At 61.4% G+C, this 17,894-nt stretch carries 17 protein-coding genes; 14 read left to right on the top strand and 3 right to left on the bottom strand.

Features of this window, described 5'->3' with window-relative positions; genetic code table 11:
• Window positions 1–24: 24 nt before the first annotated feature.
• Window positions 25–810, bottom strand: a complete 786-nt coding sequence (locus tag DYL61_RS15520; protein WP_135309035.1) for a sulfite exporter TauE/SafE family protein — start codon at window positions 808–810, stop codon at window positions 25–27.
• Window positions 811–1,003: 193 nt separating this feature from the next.
• Between DYL61_RS15520 and DYL61_RS15515 the strand changes: the two genes are divergently transcribed.
• From DYL61_RS15515 to DYL61_RS15505, 3 genes are read left to right on the top strand one after another with little or no spacing between them, the layout of a single operon-like run.
• On the top strand, window positions 1,004–1,519 hold the full coding sequence (locus DYL61_RS15515) for a DUF3455 domain-containing protein (protein ID WP_135309034.1): 516 nt from the start codon (window positions 1,004–1,006) through the stop codon (window positions 1,517–1,519).
• A gap of 47 nt (window positions 1,520–1,566) precedes the next feature.
• Complete coding sequence (locus DYL61_RS15510; RefSeq protein ID WP_135309033.1) at window positions 1,567–2,082, top strand: sigma-70 family RNA polymerase sigma factor; 516 nt, start codon at window positions 1,567–1,569, stop codon at window positions 2,080–2,082.
• The gene (locus DYL61_RS15505; RefSeq protein WP_135309032.1) at window positions 2,079–2,747 is read left to right on the top strand and encodes an anti-sigma factor; all 669 of its coding nucleotides are present in this window, start codon (window positions 2,079–2,081) and stop codon (window positions 2,745–2,747) included. The genes DYL61_RS15510 and DYL61_RS15505 overlap by 4 nt, the downstream gene beginning before the upstream one ends.
• Here DYL61_RS15505 and DYL61_RS15500 read toward each other — a convergent pair whose 3' ends face one another.
• Together DYL61_RS15500 and DYL61_RS15495 are read right to left on the bottom strand one after the other, a co-directional pair.
• Window positions 2,748–4,049, bottom strand: a complete 1,302-nt coding sequence (locus DYL61_RS15500) for an ATP-binding protein (RefSeq protein WP_135309031.1) — start codon at window positions 4,047–4,049, stop codon at window positions 2,748–2,750.
• A gap of 3 nt (window positions 4,050–4,052) precedes the next feature.
• Window positions 4,053–4,754 (bottom strand): response regulator, encoded by a 702-nt coding sequence (locus DYL61_RS15495; RefSeq protein WP_105697105.1) that lies wholly within the window; start codon window positions 4,752–4,754, stop codon window positions 4,053–4,055.
• Window positions 4,755–5,043: 289 nt separating this feature from the next.
• Between DYL61_RS15495 and DYL61_RS15490 the strand changes: the two genes are divergently transcribed.
• The 11 genes from DYL61_RS15490 (at window position 5,044) to DYL61_RS15440 (ending at window position 17,858) form a co-directional block, all read left to right on the top strand.
• On the top strand, window positions 5,044–6,168 hold the full coding sequence (locus tag DYL61_RS15490; RefSeq protein WP_135309030.1) for an efflux RND transporter periplasmic adaptor subunit: 1,125 nt from the start codon (window positions 5,044–5,046) through the stop codon (window positions 6,166–6,168).
• Between the two features lie 6 nt (window positions 6,169–6,174).
• Complete coding sequence (locus DYL61_RS15485; RefSeq protein WP_135309029.1) at window positions 6,175–9,261, top strand: efflux RND transporter permease subunit; 3,087 nt, start codon at window positions 6,175–6,177, stop codon at window positions 9,259–9,261.
• A gap of 97 nt (window positions 9,262–9,358) precedes the next feature.
• Window positions 9,359–10,000, top strand: a complete 642-nt coding sequence (locus tag DYL61_RS15480) for a DUF1345 domain-containing protein (RefSeq protein WP_135309028.1) — start codon at window positions 9,359–9,361, stop codon at window positions 9,998–10,000.
• A 136-nt stretch (window positions 10,001–10,136) separates the two neighbouring features.
• Entirely contained in the window at window positions 10,137–11,198 is a 1,062-nt protein-coding gene (locus DYL61_RS15475) for a LacI family DNA-binding transcriptional regulator (RefSeq protein ID WP_135309027.1), read from the top strand.
• A gap of 83 nt (window positions 11,199–11,281) precedes the next feature.
• Window positions 11,282–12,064 carry a sugar phosphate isomerase/epimerase family protein gene (locus DYL61_RS15470; protein WP_135309026.1) on the top strand — a complete coding sequence of 261 codons (783 nt, stop codon included), beginning with the start codon at window positions 11,282–11,284 and terminating at the stop codon, window positions 12,062–12,064.
• Complete coding sequence (locus DYL61_RS15465; protein ID WP_135309025.1) at window positions 12,057–12,998, top strand: sugar kinase; 942 nt, start codon at window positions 12,057–12,059, stop codon at window positions 12,996–12,998. Before DYL61_RS15470 ends, DYL61_RS15465 begins: the two co-directional genes overlap by 8 nt.
• Before the next feature lie 45 nt (window positions 12,999–13,043).
• Window positions 13,044–14,336: an MFS transporter gene (locus DYL61_RS15460; protein ID WP_135309024.1), complete on the top strand. Its 1,293-nt coding sequence runs from the start codon at window positions 13,044–13,046 to the stop codon at window positions 14,334–14,336.
• Window positions 14,333–15,310 carry an NAD(P)-dependent oxidoreductase gene (locus DYL61_RS15455; protein WP_135309023.1) on the top strand — a complete coding sequence of 326 codons (978 nt, stop codon included), beginning with the start codon at window positions 14,333–14,335 and terminating at the stop codon, window positions 15,308–15,310. Before DYL61_RS15460 ends, DYL61_RS15455 begins: the two co-directional genes overlap by 4 nt.
• 96 nt (window positions 15,311–15,406) lie before the next feature.
• The gene (locus DYL61_RS15450) at window positions 15,407–16,828 is read left to right on the top strand and encodes a nucleobase:cation symporter-2 family protein (protein ID WP_135309022.1); all 1,422 of its coding nucleotides are present in this window, start codon (window positions 15,407–15,409) and stop codon (window positions 16,826–16,828) included.
• An 11-nt stretch (window positions 16,829–16,839) separates the two neighbouring features.
• A complete protein-coding gene (locus DYL61_RS15445; RefSeq protein WP_033900377.1) occupies window positions 16,840–17,301 on the top strand; it encodes an LEA/WHy family protein in 462 nt (153 codons plus the stop codon).
• Between the two features lie 5 nt (window positions 17,302–17,306).
• On the top strand, window positions 17,307–17,858 hold the full coding sequence (locus tag DYL61_RS15440) for a GNAT family N-acetyltransferase (RefSeq protein WP_135309021.1): 552 nt from the start codon (window positions 17,307–17,309) through the stop codon (window positions 17,856–17,858).
• Window positions 17,859–17,894: the final 36 nt, after the last annotated feature.

The following is a 17,894-nucleotide window of genomic DNA, read 5'->3' as shown; positions in this document are numbered from 1 at the left end:
CCCACATTTAAACTGTGTACAGGCTTAGAAAGCGAGTTTGTAGCCGATGGCCATAAGCATGATCGCCAGGCATGGCCGCAACACACCATCCGGCAGTTTGCCGGTCATATGGCTACCGATATAAATCCCCGGCAACGACCCCATCAGCAAAAAGCCCAACAGGTGCCAGTCCATATTGCCCATGCTCGCATGGCCCAACCCCGCCACCAGGGTCAGCGGCACGGCGTGGGCGATCTCGGTGCCCACCAAACGGCGAGTCGCCAGGAACGGGTACAGGATAAACAGCGCCACCGTGCCGAGGGCGCCGGCGCCGATGGAGGTGAGGGCAACCATGGTGCCGAGGACCGCGCCGGTCACCACTGTCAGCGCATTCAGGTTGCGCGGATTCATGTGGTAGTCGTCGCCGGCATGGCGCTGGGCGAAGGCCAACAGGGTTTTCTTGAACAGGATCGCCAGGGCCGTCAGCAGCAGCACCACGCCCAGGGCCTGCTTGATCACCGCGTTCATCGCGCTGGGGTCGGTGTGCAAGCTGGCCAGGAACCACAGGGTCAGCAGGACGGCGGGCACGCTGCCGAGCGTGAGCCAGCCGGTGATGGTCCAGTCGATATTCTTGTTCTTGCTGTGCACCAGCACCCCACCGGACTTGGTGATGGCGGCGTACAACAGGTCGGTGCCCACGGCGGTGGCCGGGTTGATACCGAACCACAACAGGATCGGGGTCATCAACGAGCCCCCACCCACGCCGGTCATGCCCACGATAAAACCGACGATCAGGCCCGCAATTACAAAACCAAAATTACCCACATCCATTACTGCTACCTGCGGCCTTATAAATTTCTGGCGGCAGGATAGCGATTTTTCTTATAACGACTTATATCAATATGATCTGACTTTAGATCTTTTTGTTTTTCGGTAAATTTTATTGGCGGGCACTGCATCCAATTTCTATGTCTCTGGGTAGTACCGGCAGCAACCCTGCTGTTCTACCCAATGGAGAACCACCATGAACGCTAAAGCATTGCTCTGCCTCGCCACCCTGCTTGCCGCCCCCGCCGCCTTCGCCCAGGCCGTGCCCGACAGCATCAAGGTACCCGACGGCCACAAGGTGGCGCTGGAAACCACCGGCGTTGGCGAAATCACCTACGAGTGCCGCGACAAGGCCAACGCCGCCGGCCAGGTCGAGTGGACCTTTGTCGGTCCCAAGGCCGTGTTGAATGACCGCAGTGGCAAGCAAGTGGGTACCTATTTCGGCCCGCCGGCCACCTGGGAAGCCAAGGACGGTTCGAAGATCACCGGCACCCAGTTGGCCGTAGCGCCGTCGAGTCCGGGCAACCTGCCGTACCAACTGGTCAAGGCCAACCCGGCCGAAGGCAAGGGTGCGATGAGCGGCGTGAGCTATATCCAACGGGTTGCCCTCAAGGGCGGCGTCGCACCGAGCAGCGCCTGCACGGTGGCCAACAAGGGCAAGCAGGAAGTGGTGAAGTACCAGGCGGATTACATCTTCTGGGCCGCCAATTGAGCAAAGTCGGCTACGCTGCGTGAGGAATCCATGCTTGAGGGACGTGCGTGTTTGATTACGAAGCCTGTTTGCTGGCCTGTGCCCGTGGCGATCAAAAGGCCTTGCGCCGGTTATACGAGCAGGAAAGCAACCACCTGCTCGGTGTAGCCATGCGTATCGTCCGGGACAAGGCGGTGGCCGAGGATATCGTGCATGACGCGTTCCTCAAGATCTGGCGCGGTGCTGGCAGTTTTGACCCCAGTCGCGGCTCCGCCCGTGGCTGGGTGTTCAGCGTGACCCGCCACCTGGCCCTCAATGTCGTGCGCAACCAGTACCGCGAGGTGCCACTGGATGAGCAGCACGAGCCGGTCAATGATGGCGATACCTTTGAATTCAGTGCGCGCTCCGGGCAGGTACACACGTGCCTGGAGCAACTCGACCCGGCTCGTCGCACGTGCATCTTGCATGCGTATGTCGACGGTTATTCCCATAGCGAAATCGCGTTGAAACTGGGCACCCCACTGGGGACGGTCAAAGCCTGGATAAAACGCAGCCTCGCCGCGCTGCGGGAGTGCATGGCATGAGCGACCCCCTCGAAGAACTCGCCAGTGAATACGTGTTGGGCACCCTGCCCGCCGAACAGCGCGCCGAGGTGGAACAACGCCTCAAGCACGACGCCGCGTTGCGTGCCGCGGTGGATGCCTGGGAGCAACGTCTATTGCCGCTGACGGCGCTGGCCGAGCCTGTGCAGCCTTCGGCACAGCTGTGGCAGCGTATCGAACGCCATATCGCCACTGCTCGCACTCGCTGGTGGGACCTGCTGGCGGTATGGCGCGGCCTGGCTGGCGTCGGGCTACTGGCAACAGTGATCCTGGGCACGCTGTTAGTGATGCGCTCACCGACGCCTGATCCAACGTTTGTGGTGGTGCTGGTGGCACCGCAAAGCCAGGCGCCGGGCTGGGTGATCCAGGCCAGCAACAACCAGCAGATTCAGTTGATTCCCTTGGGCGTGATGGAAGTACCCGCCGACAAGGCCTTGCAGTTCTGGACCAAGGGCGATGGCTGGCAAGGGCCGGTGTCCCTCGGGTTGGTCAAGCCTGGACAGTCGCTGTCGGTGCCGCTGGACACACTGCCGCCGCTCGCGCCCAACCAGCTGTTCGAACTGACCCTGGAAGACCCGAGCGGCTCGCCCACTGGCAAACCCACCGGGCCGATCCAGGCTATCGGTCGTGCGGTGAAGGTGCTCTGATCAGCCGACGCTGGGCAACCACACCCGAAACCGCGCACCACCCAGCGGTGACGCCAGCGCCGTCAAGGTGCCGCCCTGGGCCTCCAGCGCTCGCCGACTGATGGCCAGGCCCAGGCCGAAGCCACCTGTGGCGCGGTCGCGGCTGCGATCGAGGCGGTAGAACGGCTCGAAAATGCGCTCGCGCTGGTCCAGGGGGATGCCGATACCATCGTCGTCCACCCAGATTTCGCAGCCGTCGGCGCCGACCTTGACCCCTACCTGAATCCGCTTGTCGCAATAACGCGTGGCGTTGCGCAACAGGTTCTGCAAGGCGCGGGCCGTCAGGCGTGGGTCGAGGCTGAAACGCTCCACGGCACAGTCGAGGGCCACATCGATGACGATCTCGGGGTTTTCCAGTTCGTCATCCACGCTACCCAGTACGCTGTCGACAAACTCATCGAGCGCCACCTCGACGCGTTCCGGCAACTGCGCCGGGTTTTGCAGGCGGCTGTAGGACAGCAGCTCCAACACCAACTCATCCAGCTCACGGATGTGCGCCACCAGGGTTTGCAAGCGTTCGCGACTGGCCTGGGGCAACTCGTCGGACAGGGCCAGGGCCAGGCCGAAATCCAGGCGGGTCAGCGGTGTACGCAGTTCATGGGACACCGCGTTGAGCAGGTCGCGTTGCTGGTTGAGCAGGCGCTCGATGTCGTCGGCCATGGTGTCGAACACCGAGGCCAGGCTGCCGATGTTGGAACTGGCGGGAATCTGCGTACGCTCGCCCAGGTTGCCTTTGCCCAATTGCGTGGCGGTGCTTTTCAGACGCTCCAGGTCGCGCCAGTGCGGCCGCAGCCAAACCAGCAGGCAAGCGAGCAGCGCCGCGCCGATCAACACGTTCATTGACCAGTACAGCAGGTTCATGTCCAGCGGGTCCGGCGGAATGGTCAGCTTGACCACAAACTGGTCATTGAGCGGCGAGCTGATATCTTCCGCCCAGCCCCACTCCCCCAGGCGAATCACCGGTTTGCCGTCGGCCAGCAGCTGCGCTTCCTCCGGCGTATAGCTGGCGTCCTGGCGCAACAGCAATTGCACGCTGAGCGGTGCAAAATCCTGGCTCAGTTGGTCGGTGACCTGGGACCAACGCGACACCGGTGCCCGCTGGTATTGCTTGACGATAAGTTTTTGCATGCCCCGCGACTGCTCGACGTTGTAGTCAAGGTAACGGTGTTCGAACAGTTGAATGACCAGTTTCGGGATGAGGAAAATCGCCGCACTGTAGGTGACGATGGTGATCAGGTAGAGCCGCAGCAGGACACGAAACATGGATCAGCATTCCCACTCGGAGCGGCTGAACAGGTAGCCCTTGCCCCATACTGTCTTGATCTTGCGCGCCTCGCCGGCGTTGTCGTCGAACTTGCGGCGCAGCTTGGAGATGGCCACGTCCACCGAGCGGTCGGTGCCGTTGAACTCGATACCGCGCAGGCGTTGCAGGATCTGGTCGCGGCTGAGTACTTCGCCAGCGTGCCGGGCCAGCACCACCAGCAGGTTGTATTCGCCGCTGGACAACTCCACGGCCTGTTCGCGCCAGGTCACGGTGCGTTCCGACAGGTCGATGCACAGGTTGCCCATGATGATCTGATCGTTGGCGGCGAGCGGTTCGGACAGGCTGCTGCGGCGCAACAAGGTGCGCACGCGCGCCAGCAACACACGGGGCTCGCAGGGTTTGGTGACGTAATCGTCAGCACCCATTTCCAGGCCCAGCACCTGGTCGTGGCTGTCATCACGGGCGGTGAGCATCAGGATCGGCAAGCCCGCCGAGTCGGCACGCAGCAGGCGGCACACTTGCAGGCCATCGAGGCCGGGCAACATCAGGTCGAGGATCACCAGGTCCGGTGGGTTCAGACGCGCACGTTCGCGCACATGGTCGCCACGGCTGAGCACGCTGACGTGGTAGCCATTGCGTTCCAGGTAGCTGGCAATCAGCTCGGAGAGTGCGGCGTCGTCTTCCACCAGGAGGATGTTGGGCATGGGGATGTTTCCGAAAATACAATTGTTGGTCTTACACAAATCCAATGTGGGAGGGGGCTTGCCCCCGATAGCGGTGTATCAGTTGAAATATTCTTCACTGACCCACCGCTATCGGGGGCAAGCCCCCTCCCACATGGGATCTTTGGTGTTTGTGGGATGTTTATAAGGATATACGTACCCGGCGCACTGTGCGCCGCACCTTACATTTCTTCACAGACCACCTACACAGCTTCACAGCACCACGGCGCAGGTGACCTTAGGATGCGCCAGTCATTATTGGGATAAGAGCATGTCGAAGAATCTGTTTGCGCCGTTTTGCCTGCTGGCCCTGACCTTTGCCCTCAGCGCTTGCGACAAATCGGCCGCCCAGGCGCCGGAAGCGCCGTTGGCCAAAGTCCGTATCGAAACCCTGCAAGCCAAACCGCTTTCCATCAGCAGCGAACTCAGCGGGCGCATTGCCGCGCCGCGTATCGCCGAGGTGCGTGCGCGGGTGGCCGGCGTGGTGATGCAGCGGGTATTCAACGAAGGCCATGACGTCAAACAGGGCGACGTGCTGTTCCGCATCGACCCGGCGCCGTTCAAGGCCGACCTCGACAGCGCCCAGGCCAACCTGAGCAAGGCCGAGGCCAATGCGTTCCAGGCGCGCCTGCAAGAGCAGCGCTACAGCCAGTTGGTGGAAGAAAAAGCCATCAGCGCCCAGGACTACGACAACGCCCGCGCCACCCTGCGCCAGACCAACGCCGAAGTGGCGGCCAACAAAGCCGCCGTCGAACGCGCCCGATTGAACCTGGGCTATGCCACCGTCACCGCACCGATCTCCGGGCGCATTGGCCGTGCGTTGGTGACCGAAGGCGCGCTGGTGGGCCAGAACGAGGCCACGCCGCTGGCGATCATCCAGCAGTTGGACCCGATCCACGCCGACCTCACCCAATCCACCCGCGAACTCAACGACCTGCGCCGCGCCTTCCGCGCCGGCAGCTTGAAGCAGGTCGGCCAGGACCAGGCCAAGGCCACGCTGATCCAGGACGATGGCAGCCTGTACCCGTTGCCGGGCAAGTTGCTGTTTGCCGAGATCAGCGTCGACCCCGGCACCGGTCAGATCATCTTGCGCAGCGAATTCCCCAACCCCGACCTTGACCTGCTGCCCGGCAGCTTTGTGCGGGTGCGCCTGGAGCAAGCGGTCGACAAGCAAGGCATCAGCGTGCCGCAACGCGCCATCACCCGCGACAGTGCGGGTATCCCGATGGTGCTGCTGGTAGACGCCGAACAGACGGTGAGCCTGCAACCGGTTGAACTGGGCGCAGTGGTCGAAGACCGCTGGGTGGTCAGCAGTGGCCTCAAGGCCGGTGACCGCATTGTCGTCGAAGGCCTGCAACATGCTCGGCCCGGTGAAAAAGTCCAGGTAGAGGAATAACCCGCCATGCCGCAGTTCTTTATTGACCGCCCGATTTTCGCCTGGGTGGTGGCCCTGTTTATCCTGCTGGCCGGTGCACTGGCGATTCCGCAATTGCCCGTGGCGCAGTACCCCAACGTGGCACCGCCGAAGGTGGAAATCTACGCGGTGTACCCCGGTGCTTCGGCGCAAACACTGGATGAAAGCGTGGTGAGCCTGATCGAGCAGGAACTCAACGGCGCCGACCACCTGCTGTATTTCGAATCCCAGAGCAGCCTCGGTTCGGCCACCATCACCGCTACGTTCCAACCGGGCACCGACCCGGAAATGGCCCAGGTCGACGTGCAAAACCGCCTCAAGGCGGTAGAGCCGCGCTTGCCGCAAGCGGTCACCCAGCAGGGCTTGCAGGTGGAAAAAGTCTCCGCCGGCTTCCTGTTGCTGGTCACCCTCACTTCCAGCGACGGCAAGCTTGATGACGTAGCGCTCAGCGACTACCTGGCGCGCAACGTGATGAACGAGCTCAAGCGCCTGGACGGTGTGGGCAAGGCCCAGCTGTACGGCGCCGAACGGGCGATGCGTATCTGGATCGACCCGCAAAAGCTGATCGGTTTCAACCTCACCCCCGCCGACGTCAATGCCGCGATCAGCGCGCAGAATGCCCAGGTTTCCGCCGGTAGCATCGGTGATTTGCCCGGCACCAACACCCAGGAAATCACTGCCGCGATCCTGGTCAAGGGCCAGCTCTCGACGCCTGCGGAATTCGCCGACATCGTGCTCAAGGCCAACCCGGATGGTTCCACCGTGCGCATCGGCGATGTAGCGCGGGTGGAAATCGGCAGCCAGGAATACCAGTTCTCCACGCGCCTGAACGGCAAGCCTTCCACCGCCGTCAGCGTACAGTTGTCGCCCGGCGCCAACGCGCTGAACACCGCGACGTTGGTGCGGGCGAAGATGGATGAGCTGTCGCGCTACTTCCCGGCCAATGTGGAATACAAGATTCCGTACGATACCTCGCCGTTCGTGAAGGTCTCGATCACCAAGGTGGTCTACACCCTGCTCGAAGCCATGGCGCTAGTGTTTGCGGTGATGTTCCTGTTCCTGCAGAACGTGCGCTACACGCTGATCCCCACGCTGGTGGTGCCGATTGCGTTGATGGGCACTTTCGCCACCATGTTGTTGCTGGGGTTCTCGATCAACGTGCTGACCATGTTCGGCATGGTGTTGGCCATCGGCATCCTGGTGGACGATGCGATTGTGGTGGTGGAGAACGTCGAGCGGATCATGGCCACCGAGGGTTTATCACCCAAGGACGCGACCAAAAAGGCCATGGGCCAGATCACTGGGGCTATCGTCGGTATCACGCTGGTGTTGGTGGCGGTGTTCCTGCCGATGGCGTTTATGCCGGGTTCGGTGGGGGTGATCTACCAACAGTTCTCGCTGTCGATGGCCACCTCGATCCTGTTCTCGGCGTTCCTGGCACTGACCTTGACCCCAGCGCTGTGTGCGACCCTGCTCAAGCCCATTGCCCAGGATGATCACCACGCCAAGGGCGGTTTCTTCGGCTGGTTCAACCAACGTTTCGAACAGCTCACCGACCGCTATGAAGGCTGGGTCGCCTATGCGCTCAAGCGCAGTGTCCGTTACCTGCTGATCTATGCCGTGCTGCTGGTGGGCCTGGGGCTGATGTTCATGCGCCTGCCCTCCTCGTTCCTGCCGGTGGAAGACCAGGGTTACACCATCACTGATATCCAATTGCCGCCGGGTGCCAGCAAGAACCGTACGGTGCAGGTGGCCGAACAGATCGAGGCGCATAACGCCGGGGAACCTGGAGTGGGTGATACCACCATGATCATGGGGTTCAGTTTCTCCGGTTCCGGGCAGAACGCGGCGTTGGCATTTACCACGCTCAAGGATTGGTCCGAGCGCGGCAGTGATGATTCAGCAGCATCGATTGCCGACCGCGCCAATATGGCCTTCAGCGAATTGAAGGACGCGATTGCCTACGCGATCCTGCCGCCGCCGGTAGACGGACTGGGTACGTCCAGTGGTTTCGAGTTCCGCTTGCAGGACCGTGGCGGCGTCGGCCACGCGGCCTTGATGGCGGCGCGTACCGAGTTGCTGGCCGCCGCCGAGAAAAGCCCGATCCTGGCCAACGTGCGCGAAAGTGCCCTGGCCGAAGCGCCGCAGGTGCAGTTGGAAGTCGACCGCAAGCAGGCCAACGCGCTGGGCGTGTCGTTTGCGGATGTGGGTAATGTGCTGTCGTCGGCTATTGGTTCGGCGTACATCAACGACTTCCCCAACCAGGGCCGCATGCAGCGGGTGGTGGTGCAGGCCGAAGGCGACCAACGCAGCCAGGTGGCGGACTTGATGAAAATCAATGTGCGCAATAACGCCGGGAAAATGGTGCCCCTGTCTTCGTTTGTCGAAGCCAAATGGACCCAGGGCCCGGCGCAGTTGACCCGCTATAACGGCTATCCGGCCATTGCCATCAGCGGTGAAGCAGCCCCGGGTCACAGCACCGGCGAAGCGATGGATGAAATCCAGCAGCTGGTCAACCAATTGCCGGCAGGTTTGGGCCAGGAATGGACCGGCTTGTCATTGCAGGAGCGCTTGTCCGGCGCCCAGGCGCCGATGCTGCTGGGCCTGTCGCTGCTGATCGTGTTCCTGTGCTTGGCGGCGCTGTATGAAAGCTGGTCGATCCCGACCTCCGTGTTGCTGGTGGTGCCACTGGGTGTACTCGGCGCGGTACTCGCCGTGACCTTGCGCGGCATGCCCAACGATGTGTTTTTCAAGGTCGGTTTGATCACCATCATCGGCCTGTCGGCGAAGAACGCGATTCTGATCATCGAGTTTGCCAAGGACTTGTATGACCAGGGCGAAGACCTGATCAGCGCTACCTTGAAAGCGGCGCGGCTGCGCTTGCGGCCGATCATCATGACGTCGCTGGCGTTCATTCTGGGTGTGGTGCCGTTGGCGATTGCCACCGGGGCCAGCTCGGCGAGCCAGCAGGCAATTGGTACGGGGGTGATTGGCGGCATGATCACCGCGACGCTGGCGGTGGTGTTTGTGCCGGTGTTTTTTGTGGTGGTGATGAAGCTCGTCAGAAAAGGTTAACCCTGTGGGAGGGGGCTTGCCCCCTCCCACATTGGGATCAGCTTCACCTTTTGGAATCGGCTACAGTCTGCTGATACCCAGCCCGCTGTGAGCAACCATGCCCTTCCTCGCCCGCACCCACCCTCGCCTCTCCGCCGCCGCAGTACTGGGCCTTGCCGTCGGCATCCTGGCACCCGCCGACACCCTCGTCAGCAAAACCCTCATTGGCTGGAATGCCGGCGTGTGGACCTACCTGGTCCTGATGCTGTGGCTGGCCATCCGCGCCAAGGCCCCCGACGTCAAACGCATCGCCGAGATCGAAGATGAAAATGCGGGGTTGGTCCTGTTAACGGTCTGCATCGCCGCTATCGCCAGCCTGGCGACCATCACCTTCGAACTGTTGGGCAGCAAGGAACTGGCCACTACCGAGCGCTTGATGCACTACGGCTTCACCGGACTGACGGTGATCGGTTCATGGCTGTTGATCGGGGTGATTTTCAGCGTGCATTACGCGCGCCTCTATTACACCTGGGACGGCAAGGAGCCGGCGCTGCGCTTTGCCGAAGGGCTGTTGACCCCCAACTATTGGGACTTTCTGTATTTCTCCTTCACCATCGGTGTGGCGGTGCAGACCTCGGATGTGGGCGTCGCTACGCGTGGCATGCGCAAAGTGGTGCTGGGGCAATCGTTGATCGGGTTTCTGTTCAACACGGCGATCCTGGGTTTCTCGATCAATATCGCTGCCGGGCTGTTCGGCTGACGCTGTACAGCGCAGATCGGCTTTAGGCGTTTGGCCATGGACACATCAATCAATAAATTCTTGACGTTTTTGTCTGACTGGTGTTTTCTGAAACCGGTTTCAGTGCTTCATCTAATCCAATAATAAAGGCTCTACCGTGACCTCATTTTCCGCCGCCCAGCGCAGCCGCGTGACCATGCTCGACGTCGCCCAACACGCCGGCGTGTCCAAGGCCAGCGTGTCGCGCTTTATCGGCGATGACCGCGCCCTACTCTCCGATGCCATCGCCCAGCGCATCGAACAAGCCATCGAACACCTAGGCTACCGCCCCAACCAGATGGCCCGTGGCCTCAAGCGTGGGCGCACGCGGCTGATCGGCATGTTGGTGGCTGATATTCGTAACCCCTACTCCATTGCCGTGATGCACGGCGTCGAAACCGCCTGTCGCCAGCATGGCTACAGCCTGGTGGTGTGCAACACCGACCGTGATGACGAACAGGAGCGCCAACATTTGGCCGCGCTGCGTTCGTACAACATCGAAGGGCTGATCGTGAACACCCTCGGCCATCACCTTGACCAACTGCTGGAGCTGCAACGGGAAATGCCCCTGGTGCTGGTGGATCGCAAGGTCGAGCCGCTGCACAGCGACCTCGTCGGATTGAACAACCCAGCGGCGGTGCGCATGGCAGTGGAGCATTTGCAGCAACAGGGTTATCGCGATCTGTTGCTGGTGAGCGAAGCCATCGACGGCACCAGCTCTCGCCTTGAGCGAGTGGAAAGCTTCAAGGCAGAGATCGCCAGCCGCCCGCAGTTGACCGGCGGCGTTCTGGAACTGGACGCCGAACTCGAACACCACCTGAAAATCTTCCTGGCCAAACCTGGCCCCAAGGCGCTGTTTTGCGCCAACGGCGTCGCGGCGTTGGCCTGTACCCGCGCGCTCAAGCACCTGGGTTGCAATCTGTTCGACGACGTTGGCCTGATCGCCCTGGATGACCTGGAGTGGTATCCCTTGGTCGGCGGCGGTATCACCGCCCTCGCCCAGCCCACCGAAGCCATCGGCGCCCACGCATTCGACTGTTTGCTCAAGCGCCTGCGCGGCGATACCGAACCCACACGCACCCTGGATTTTTTGCCCGAGCTGATCATCCGCGGCTCCACACGATCCCCTGTGGGAGGGGGCTTGCCCCCGATAGCGGTGTGTCAGCCACTACAACGGTGATTGATACACCGCCATCGGGGGCAAGCCCCCTCCCACACTATTTAGCTGCTTAAAAATGAAACCGGTTTCAGAGGTAAACAACAATGCATAAATACCCCGTCTCCATCAGCCTCTCCAGCTACGGCGCCGACCTGGTTCGCCAGCAAGGTCAGTTGAGTTTTGTCGAACTGCTCAAGTCCGCCGGTGCCCAGCGCATCGAGTGGCGTGAAGAGTTACTGACCACCGAGCAACCCGCAACATTGGCCCAGGCGGCTGCGCACCATCACCTTGAATCAGTGTTTTCATCGCCGCTGGAACTGTGGGTCGCAGGCCGTGCGCAACCCAATGCCGAACTCGCCGCCACCCTGGATCGCGCTCAGTCTTTCGGCGCGCAGTGGCTTAAAGTCTCACTGGGCTATTTCACCGACACCAACGACCTGGAAAGCCTGCACGCCCTGCTCAACCGCCACCCGGTGCAATTGCTGGTGGAAAACGACCAGACCCTGCACGGCGGCCGCATCGAACCGATGCAGCGTTTTTTCACCGAAGTGGAACGCCTGGGCCTGCCGGTGAAGATGACGTTCGATATCGGCAACTGGCAATGGCAGGACCAATCCGCCCTCACTGCCGCGCGCCTGTTGGGCCGGCATGTCGACTACCTGCACTGCAAAGCCGTCGCGCGGCGGGCAGATGGCAAGCTGGTAGCCCTACCGCCTGGCGCCACCGACCTGCATTTGTGGGAACAACTGCTCAAGCACATGACTCAAGGCATTACGCGGGCCGTGGAATTTCCGCTGCAAGGCGATGATCTGGTCGAGGTCACCGCGCAGCAGGTCGCCACCCTCGCCCGCCTTGGCCAACCCCGTGGGGAGCACGCTCATGTCTGAGATTGATATCCTGTCGTTTGGTGAAACCATGGCGATGTTTGTCGCCGAGCAAACCGGCGATCTGGCTCAAGTGGCGCAGTTTCACAAACGCATCGCGGGTGCCGATAGCAATGTCGCCATTGGCTTGTCGCGTCTGGGCTTTAACGTCGCCTGGTTAAGTCGGGTGGGCAATGACTCCCTGGGGCGTTTTGTCGTCGACACGCTGAAAAACGAAGGCCTGGATTGTCGGCACGTGGCAGTGGATCCGCTGCATCCCACCGGTTTTCAATTCAAGTCTCGCGAAGAGGCAGGCGCCGATCCCCAGGTGGAATACTTCCGCAAAGGCTCGGCGGCCAGTCATTTATCTATCGCGGCGATCAGCCCTGCACTGCTGCAAGCTCGCCATTTGCACGCCACCGGCATACCGCCTGCGTTATCCGACGTGACCCGTGAGCTCTCCACCGAGTTGATGACACTCATGCGCAAGGCCGGGCGCAGCGTCTCGTTCGATCCCAACCTGCGCCCGTCGCTGTGGGCCAACCAACAGACGATGATCCGCGAAATCAACGCCCTCGCCGCTCTGGCCGACTGGGTGCTGCCCGGCCTGGGCGAAGGCCGTCTGCTGACCGGCTTCGACGACCCGGCGGATATAGCCGCGTTTTACCTCGACCAAGGCGCCGAAGCCGTGGCGATCAAGCTCGGCCAGGACGGCGCCTATTACCGCACCCAGATGGATCAAGGTTATGTCGCCGCCGTCCGTGTGGACCGCGTGGTCGACACCGTCGGCGCCGGCGATGGCTTTGCGGTGGGCATGATCAGCGCGCTGCTGGAAAGCGCCAGCTTCCCCGAGGCGGTACGACGCGGCAATTGGATCGGCAGCCGTGCCGTGCAAAGTCGCGGTGACATGGAAGGCCTGCCCACACGCAAGGAACTACCCACCCACACCGCTGCGTAACCCGTTACCTGTTGCCACAACTACAACAAGCTCAGGAGCAACCCCATGGACACCGTGAAACTCGCCACCCGCCGTTGGTGGTACATCATGCCCATCGTCTTTATCACCTACAGCCTGGCGTACCTGGATCGCGCCAACTACGGCTTCGCCGCCGCCTCCGGGATGGCCGAAGACCTGATGATCACCCCCGGCATGTCATCGCTGCTGGGGGCACTGTTTTTCCTCGGCTACTTTTTCTTCCAGGTGCCGGGGGCGATTTATGCGCAGAAACGCAGCGTCAAGAAGCTGATTTTCGTCAGCCTGATCCTCTGGGGCGGGCTGGCCACGCTGACCGGCGTGGTGTCCAACGCCTATATGCTGATCGTGATTCGCTTCATGCTCGGCGTGGTCGAAGCGGCGGTGATGCCCGCGATGCTGGTGTACCTGTGCCATTGGTTTACCCGTGCCGAACGCTCGCGCGCCAATACCTTCCTGATCCTCGGCAACCCGGTGACGATGCTGTGGATGTCGGTGGTGTCGGGCTATCTGGTGCAGCATTTCAGTTGGCGCTGGATGTTTATCATCGAAGGCTTGCCCGCCGTGTTATGGGCGTTTATCTGGTGGAAGCTGGCCGATGAACGCCCCAAGGATGCGAAGTGGCTGGATGACAGCGAAAAGTCCGCGCTGGAAAGCGCATTGGCCGCCGAGCAGGTGGGCATCAAGGCTGTGAAGAACTACGGCGAAGCGTTTCGTTCGCCCAAGGTGATCATCCTGGCATTGCAATTTTTCTGCTGGAGCATTGGTGTGTACGGCTTTGTGCTGTGGCTGCCGTCGATTCTCAAGGCCGGGTTGAAAATGGACATGGTCGAGGCCGGCTGGCTGTCGGCGCTACCGTATCTGGCGGCGGTGATCGGCATGCTGGCGGTGTCCTGGGGGTCGGACAAACTGCAAAAGCGCAAACGCTTCGTGTGGCCGCCGTTGCTGATCGCGTCCATCGCGTTCTATGGCTCCTACGCGCTCGGCGCCGAACATTTCTGGTGGTCCTACACCTTGCTGGTGATCGCCGGAGCCTGCATGTATGCGCCGTACGGCCCGTTTTTTGCCATCGTCCCCGAGATTCTGCCGGCCAATGTTGCCGGCGGCGCCATGGCGCTGATCAACAGCATGGGGGCCCTTGGCTCATTCGGCGGCTCGTACCTGGTGGGTTACCTCAATAGCAGCACCGGCTCGCCCGGCGCATCGTACTTGCTGATGAGCGGCGCGTTGCTGCTGTCGGTGGTGCTGACGATTTTCCTCAAGACCGGCGCCAGCGACCGTGCGCCGGCGCCAACCCGCGAATTGAAGGTGAAGACCGCATGAAAAAGTCTGTCGTGTTGTACAAGAAACTCTCTGCGCCGTTGATGGCTCGCCTCAGTGAACACGCGGAGGTGACGTTGATCGAAGCGCTGGACGACACCGGCCTGGCCAGGTTGCGCGATGCCCTGCCCGGTGCCCACGGCTTGCTGGGTGCCAGCCTGCGCCTGGATGCTCGGTTGCTGGACCTGGCACCGCAACTTGAAGCGGTCGCCAGCGTGTCCGTGGGTGTCGACAACTACGATATCGACTACCTGACCGAGCGCGGCATCCTGCTTAGCAACACGCCGGATGTGCTCACCGAGACCACCGCCGACACCGGTTTTGCGCTGATCCTGGCCACTGCCCGTCGCGTGGTCGAACTGGCCGACATGGTGCGAGCCGGCCAATGGAACAAAAACATCGGCCCCGCTCATTTTGGCACCGATGTGCATGGCAAGACCCTGGGCATCATCGGCATGGGCCGCATCGGCGAAGCCCTGGCCCAGCGTGGGCATTTTGGCTTTGGCATGCCGGTGATCTATCACAGCCATTCGCCCAAACCTGCGGTGGAGGCACGCTTTGGCGCGCAGTACCGCAGCCTGAACGAGTTGCTGCAACAGGCGGATTTTGTCTGCCTGACGCTGCCATTGACGGCCGAAACCGAGAAGTTGATCGGCGCCGAAGCGTTCGCACTGATGGGTCCGGAGACGATCTTTATCAATATCTCGCGGGGCAAGGTGGTGGATGAACCGGCGCTGGTCGAGGCCTTGCAACAGCGCACGATTCGCGCTGCGGGACTGGATGTGTTTGAGCGTGAGCCGCTGAGTCACGACTCGCCGTTGTTGCGTTTGAACAACGTGGTGGCAACGCCGCATATCGGCTCGGCCACCCATGAAACGCGGGAGGCGATGGCCACCTGTGCGGTAGATAATCTGTTGCAGGCGTTAGCCGGGGAAAAGCCCAATAATCTGGTGAATCCAGCGGCCTGGACCCAGTAATCTCTTCCACTGGGGCTTCGAAATGTTTAAACACACTTCTGAGAGCTGGCACTTTCTGGCATTCTGCGCGCCCCTTTTCCTTACCGGGTCTGTATTTTGTCTGACGCTCAAGCCCCCCGCTATAAATCCGACCTGATCTACGGCCTGGACGATCGCCCGCACTTCACGGCGGCGATTTTTGCCGCGCTGCAACACGTGTTGGCCAGCTTTGTCGGCATCATCACCCCAACGCTGATCGTCGGTGGTGTGCTGGGCCTGGAAAGCGAAGTGCCGTACCTGGTGAGCATGGCGTTGTTCGTGTCGGGTCTGGGCACCTTCGTGCAGGCACGCAAGTTCGGCCCTGTCGGCTCGGGGTTGTTGTGCCTGCAGGGCACCAGTTTTTCCTTTATCAGTGTGATCCTCAGTGCCGGGTTTATGGTCAAGGCCCGAGGCGGTGGCACCGATGAGATCCTGTCGACGATTTTTGGCATCTGCTTTTTTGCCGCGTTTATCGAAGTGGTGCTCAGCCAGTTCATCGGCAAGCTGCGCAAGCTGATTACCCCGGTGGTCACCGGCACCATCATTACCTTGATGGGTTTGTCGTTGATCAAGGTGGCCGTCACTGACATGGCTGGCGGCTTTGGCGCCAGCGACCTGGGCGCAGCCAGCAATATGGGCCTGGCCGCGCTGGTGCTGCTGACCATCGTGGTTCTCAACCGCTTCAGCAATCCGTTCCTGCGCCTGGGTTCGATTGTGATCGGCCTGACGTTGGGCTTTGTGGTCGCCTGGCTGATGGGCCGCGTGGACATGGCGGCGTTGCCCCATGTGCCGTTGATCAGCGTGCCGGTGCCGTTCAAGTACGGGTTCTCGTTCGACTGGGTGGCGTTTATTCCGGTGGCGGTGATCTTCCTGATTTCACCACTGGAAGCGGCAGGTGATCTGACAGCCAACTCGATGATTTCCCAGCAGCCGGTCAAGGGCCCGCTGTATATCAAGCGCATCAAGTCGGGCCTGCTGGCCGACGGCCTCAACTCGGCGATGGCCGCGACCTTCAACAGCCTGCCAATGGTGACCTTCGCCCAGAACAACGGCGTGATCCAGTTGACCGGCGTGGCCAGCCGCTACGTGGCGTACTTCATCGCCGGCCTGTTGGTGCTGCTGGGGCTGTTCCCGATGATCGGCGCAGTGCTGCAACTGATGCCCAAGCCGGTATTGGGCGGCGCAACCCTGATCATGTTCGGCACCGTCGCCGTCGCTGGCATCAAGATCCTCGCCGAAGCCGGTCTGCACCGTCGCAATGTACTGATCGTGGCGATCTCCCTCGGCATGGGCCTGGGCGTCGCCGCCGTACCGGAAGTGCTGCGCGACCTGCCCAAGGCGCTGCACAACATCTTCGAATCGCCGATTACCGTGGGCGCGTTCTGTGCAATCCTGCTGAACATTTTCCTGCCCGAAGAGTTCATAGAGCTGGAAGAAGATGAATTTGATCCGGAGTCCTCTACCCTCAAAGTGATGCAGGACCCGGACGTCACGAAATAGGAGCACCTTATATGCGCAAGCTCATGGTTCTATCGCTACTGCTGCTGACCCTGAGCGCCTGCGCGCTGTTCCCCAACCGTGACCCGGTGAATATCAATGTGGTGGGCATCGAACCACTGCAAAGCCAGGATCTGGAAGTGCGCTTTGCCGTGAAGCTGCGGGTGCAGAACCCTAATGAAACGGCGATCGACTACAACGGCGTGGCCCTGGATTTGGAGGTCAATGGGCGGCCGCTGGCGTCGGGGGTAAGTGATCAGAGCGGATCTATCCCACGTTTTTCCGAGACCGTTCTGATGGTGCCGGTGAGTGTTTCGGCGTTTTCCGTGTTGCGTCAGACCCTCGGGCTCAGCCAGACGCAAAGCTTGAACAACCTGCCCTATGTACTGCGCGGCAAGTTGGCGGGCGGGTTGTTTGGCACGATGCGGTTTGTCGACCGTGGCACACTGGACCTGCCGAACACTGCCACCTGGTAAACGCCATGCAACCGACGCTGTACACCGAGCGACTGATCCTGCGTCCACTGACCCTGGACGATGCCGAGGCCACCCAGCAGTTGTTTCCCCACTGGGAAGTGGTGCGCTACCTCAACGCCGAAGTGCCCTGGCCCTACCCGGCCGACGGCGCGCGCAGCTTTCTGGAAAACGTGGCCTTGCCGGCGATGGCACGGGGAGAGGCATGGCACTGGTCAATCTGCCTCAAAAGTGCACCCGACGTACTGATCGGCAACGTCTGCCTGACGGATACCGAGGACGACAACCGTGGGTTCTGGCTGGGCCGGCAATGGCAGGGCCTGGGGCTGATGGCCGAAGCCAGTGCGGCGGTGACCGACTACTGGTTTGGCGTACTCGAACGCCCGGTATTGCGTGCGCCCAAAGCGGCACCCAACCTGGGATCGCGGCGCATTTCCGAGCGTGAGGGCATGCGGTTGATCAGGACGGATGAAGGCCGGTTTGTCGCAGGCACCTTCCCACGGGATATCTGGGAAATGACCCGCGATGAATGGCTCAAGTCCAAATCCCCCACGCGCTGAAAATCCAATGTGGGAGGGGGCTTGCCCTAATGCCAG

It is taken from the genome of Pseudomonas nabeulensis (assembly GCF_004682045.1).
GTDB classification, from domain to species: Bacteria; Pseudomonadota; Gammaproteobacteria; order Pseudomonadales; family Pseudomonadaceae; genus Aquipseudomonas; species Aquipseudomonas nabeulensis.
This window is presented reverse-complemented; position numbering and strand designations above follow the sequence as displayed.

What these genes read in the sequence shown, in the direction of transcription:
- DYL61_RS15500 (WP_135309031.1), bottom strand. Translation starts at nt 4,049, where the DNA reads ATGTTTCGTGTCCTGCTGCGGCTCTACCTGATCACCATCGTCACCTAC.
- DYL61_RS15480 (WP_135309028.1), top strand. Translation starts at nt 9,359, where the DNA reads ATGCCCTTCCTCGCCCGCACCCACCCTCGCCTCTCCGCCGCCGCAGTA.
- DYL61_RS15465 (WP_135309025.1), top strand. Translation starts at nt 12,057, where the DNA reads ATGTCTGAGATTGATATCCTGTCGTTTGGTGAAACCATGGCGATGTTT.
- DYL61_RS15455 (WP_135309023.1), top strand. Translation starts at nt 14,333, where the DNA reads ATGAAAAAGTCTGTCGTGTTGTACAAGAAACTCTCTGCGCCGTTGATG.
- DYL61_RS15490 (WP_135309030.1), top strand. Translation starts at nt 5,044, where the DNA reads ATGTCGAAGAATCTGTTTGCGCCGTTTTGCCTGCTGGCCCTGACCTTT.
- DYL61_RS15460 (WP_135309024.1), top strand. Translation starts at nt 13,044, where the DNA reads ATGGACACCGTGAAACTCGCCACCCGCCGTTGGTGGTACATCATGCCC.
- DYL61_RS15445 (WP_033900377.1), top strand. Translation starts at nt 16,840, where the DNA reads ATGCGCAAGCTCATGGTTCTATCGCTACTGCTGCTGACCCTGAGCGCC.
- DYL61_RS15470 (WP_135309026.1), top strand. Translation starts at nt 11,282, where the DNA reads ATGCATAAATACCCCGTCTCCATCAGCCTCTCCAGCTACGGCGCCGAC.
- DYL61_RS15520 (WP_135309035.1), bottom strand. Translation starts at nt 810, where the DNA reads ATGGATGTGGGTAATTTTGGTTTTGTAATTGCGGGCCTGATCGTCGGT.
- DYL61_RS15515 (WP_135309034.1), top strand. Translation starts at nt 1,004, where the DNA reads ATGAACGCTAAAGCATTGCTCTGCCTCGCCACCCTGCTTGCCGCCCCC.
- DYL61_RS15485 (WP_135309029.1), top strand. Translation starts at nt 6,175, where the DNA reads ATGCCGCAGTTCTTTATTGACCGCCCGATTTTCGCCTGGGTGGTGGCC.
- DYL61_RS15495 (WP_105697105.1), bottom strand. Translation starts at nt 4,754, where the DNA reads ATGCCCAACATCCTCCTGGTGGAAGACGACGCCGCACTCTCCGAGCTG.
- DYL61_RS15440 (WP_135309021.1), top strand. Translation starts at nt 17,307, where the DNA reads ATGCAACCGACGCTGTACACCGAGCGACTGATCCTGCGTCCACTGACC.
- DYL61_RS15505 (WP_135309032.1), top strand. Translation starts at nt 2,079, where the DNA reads ATGAGCGACCCCCTCGAAGAACTCGCCAGTGAATACGTGTTGGGCACC.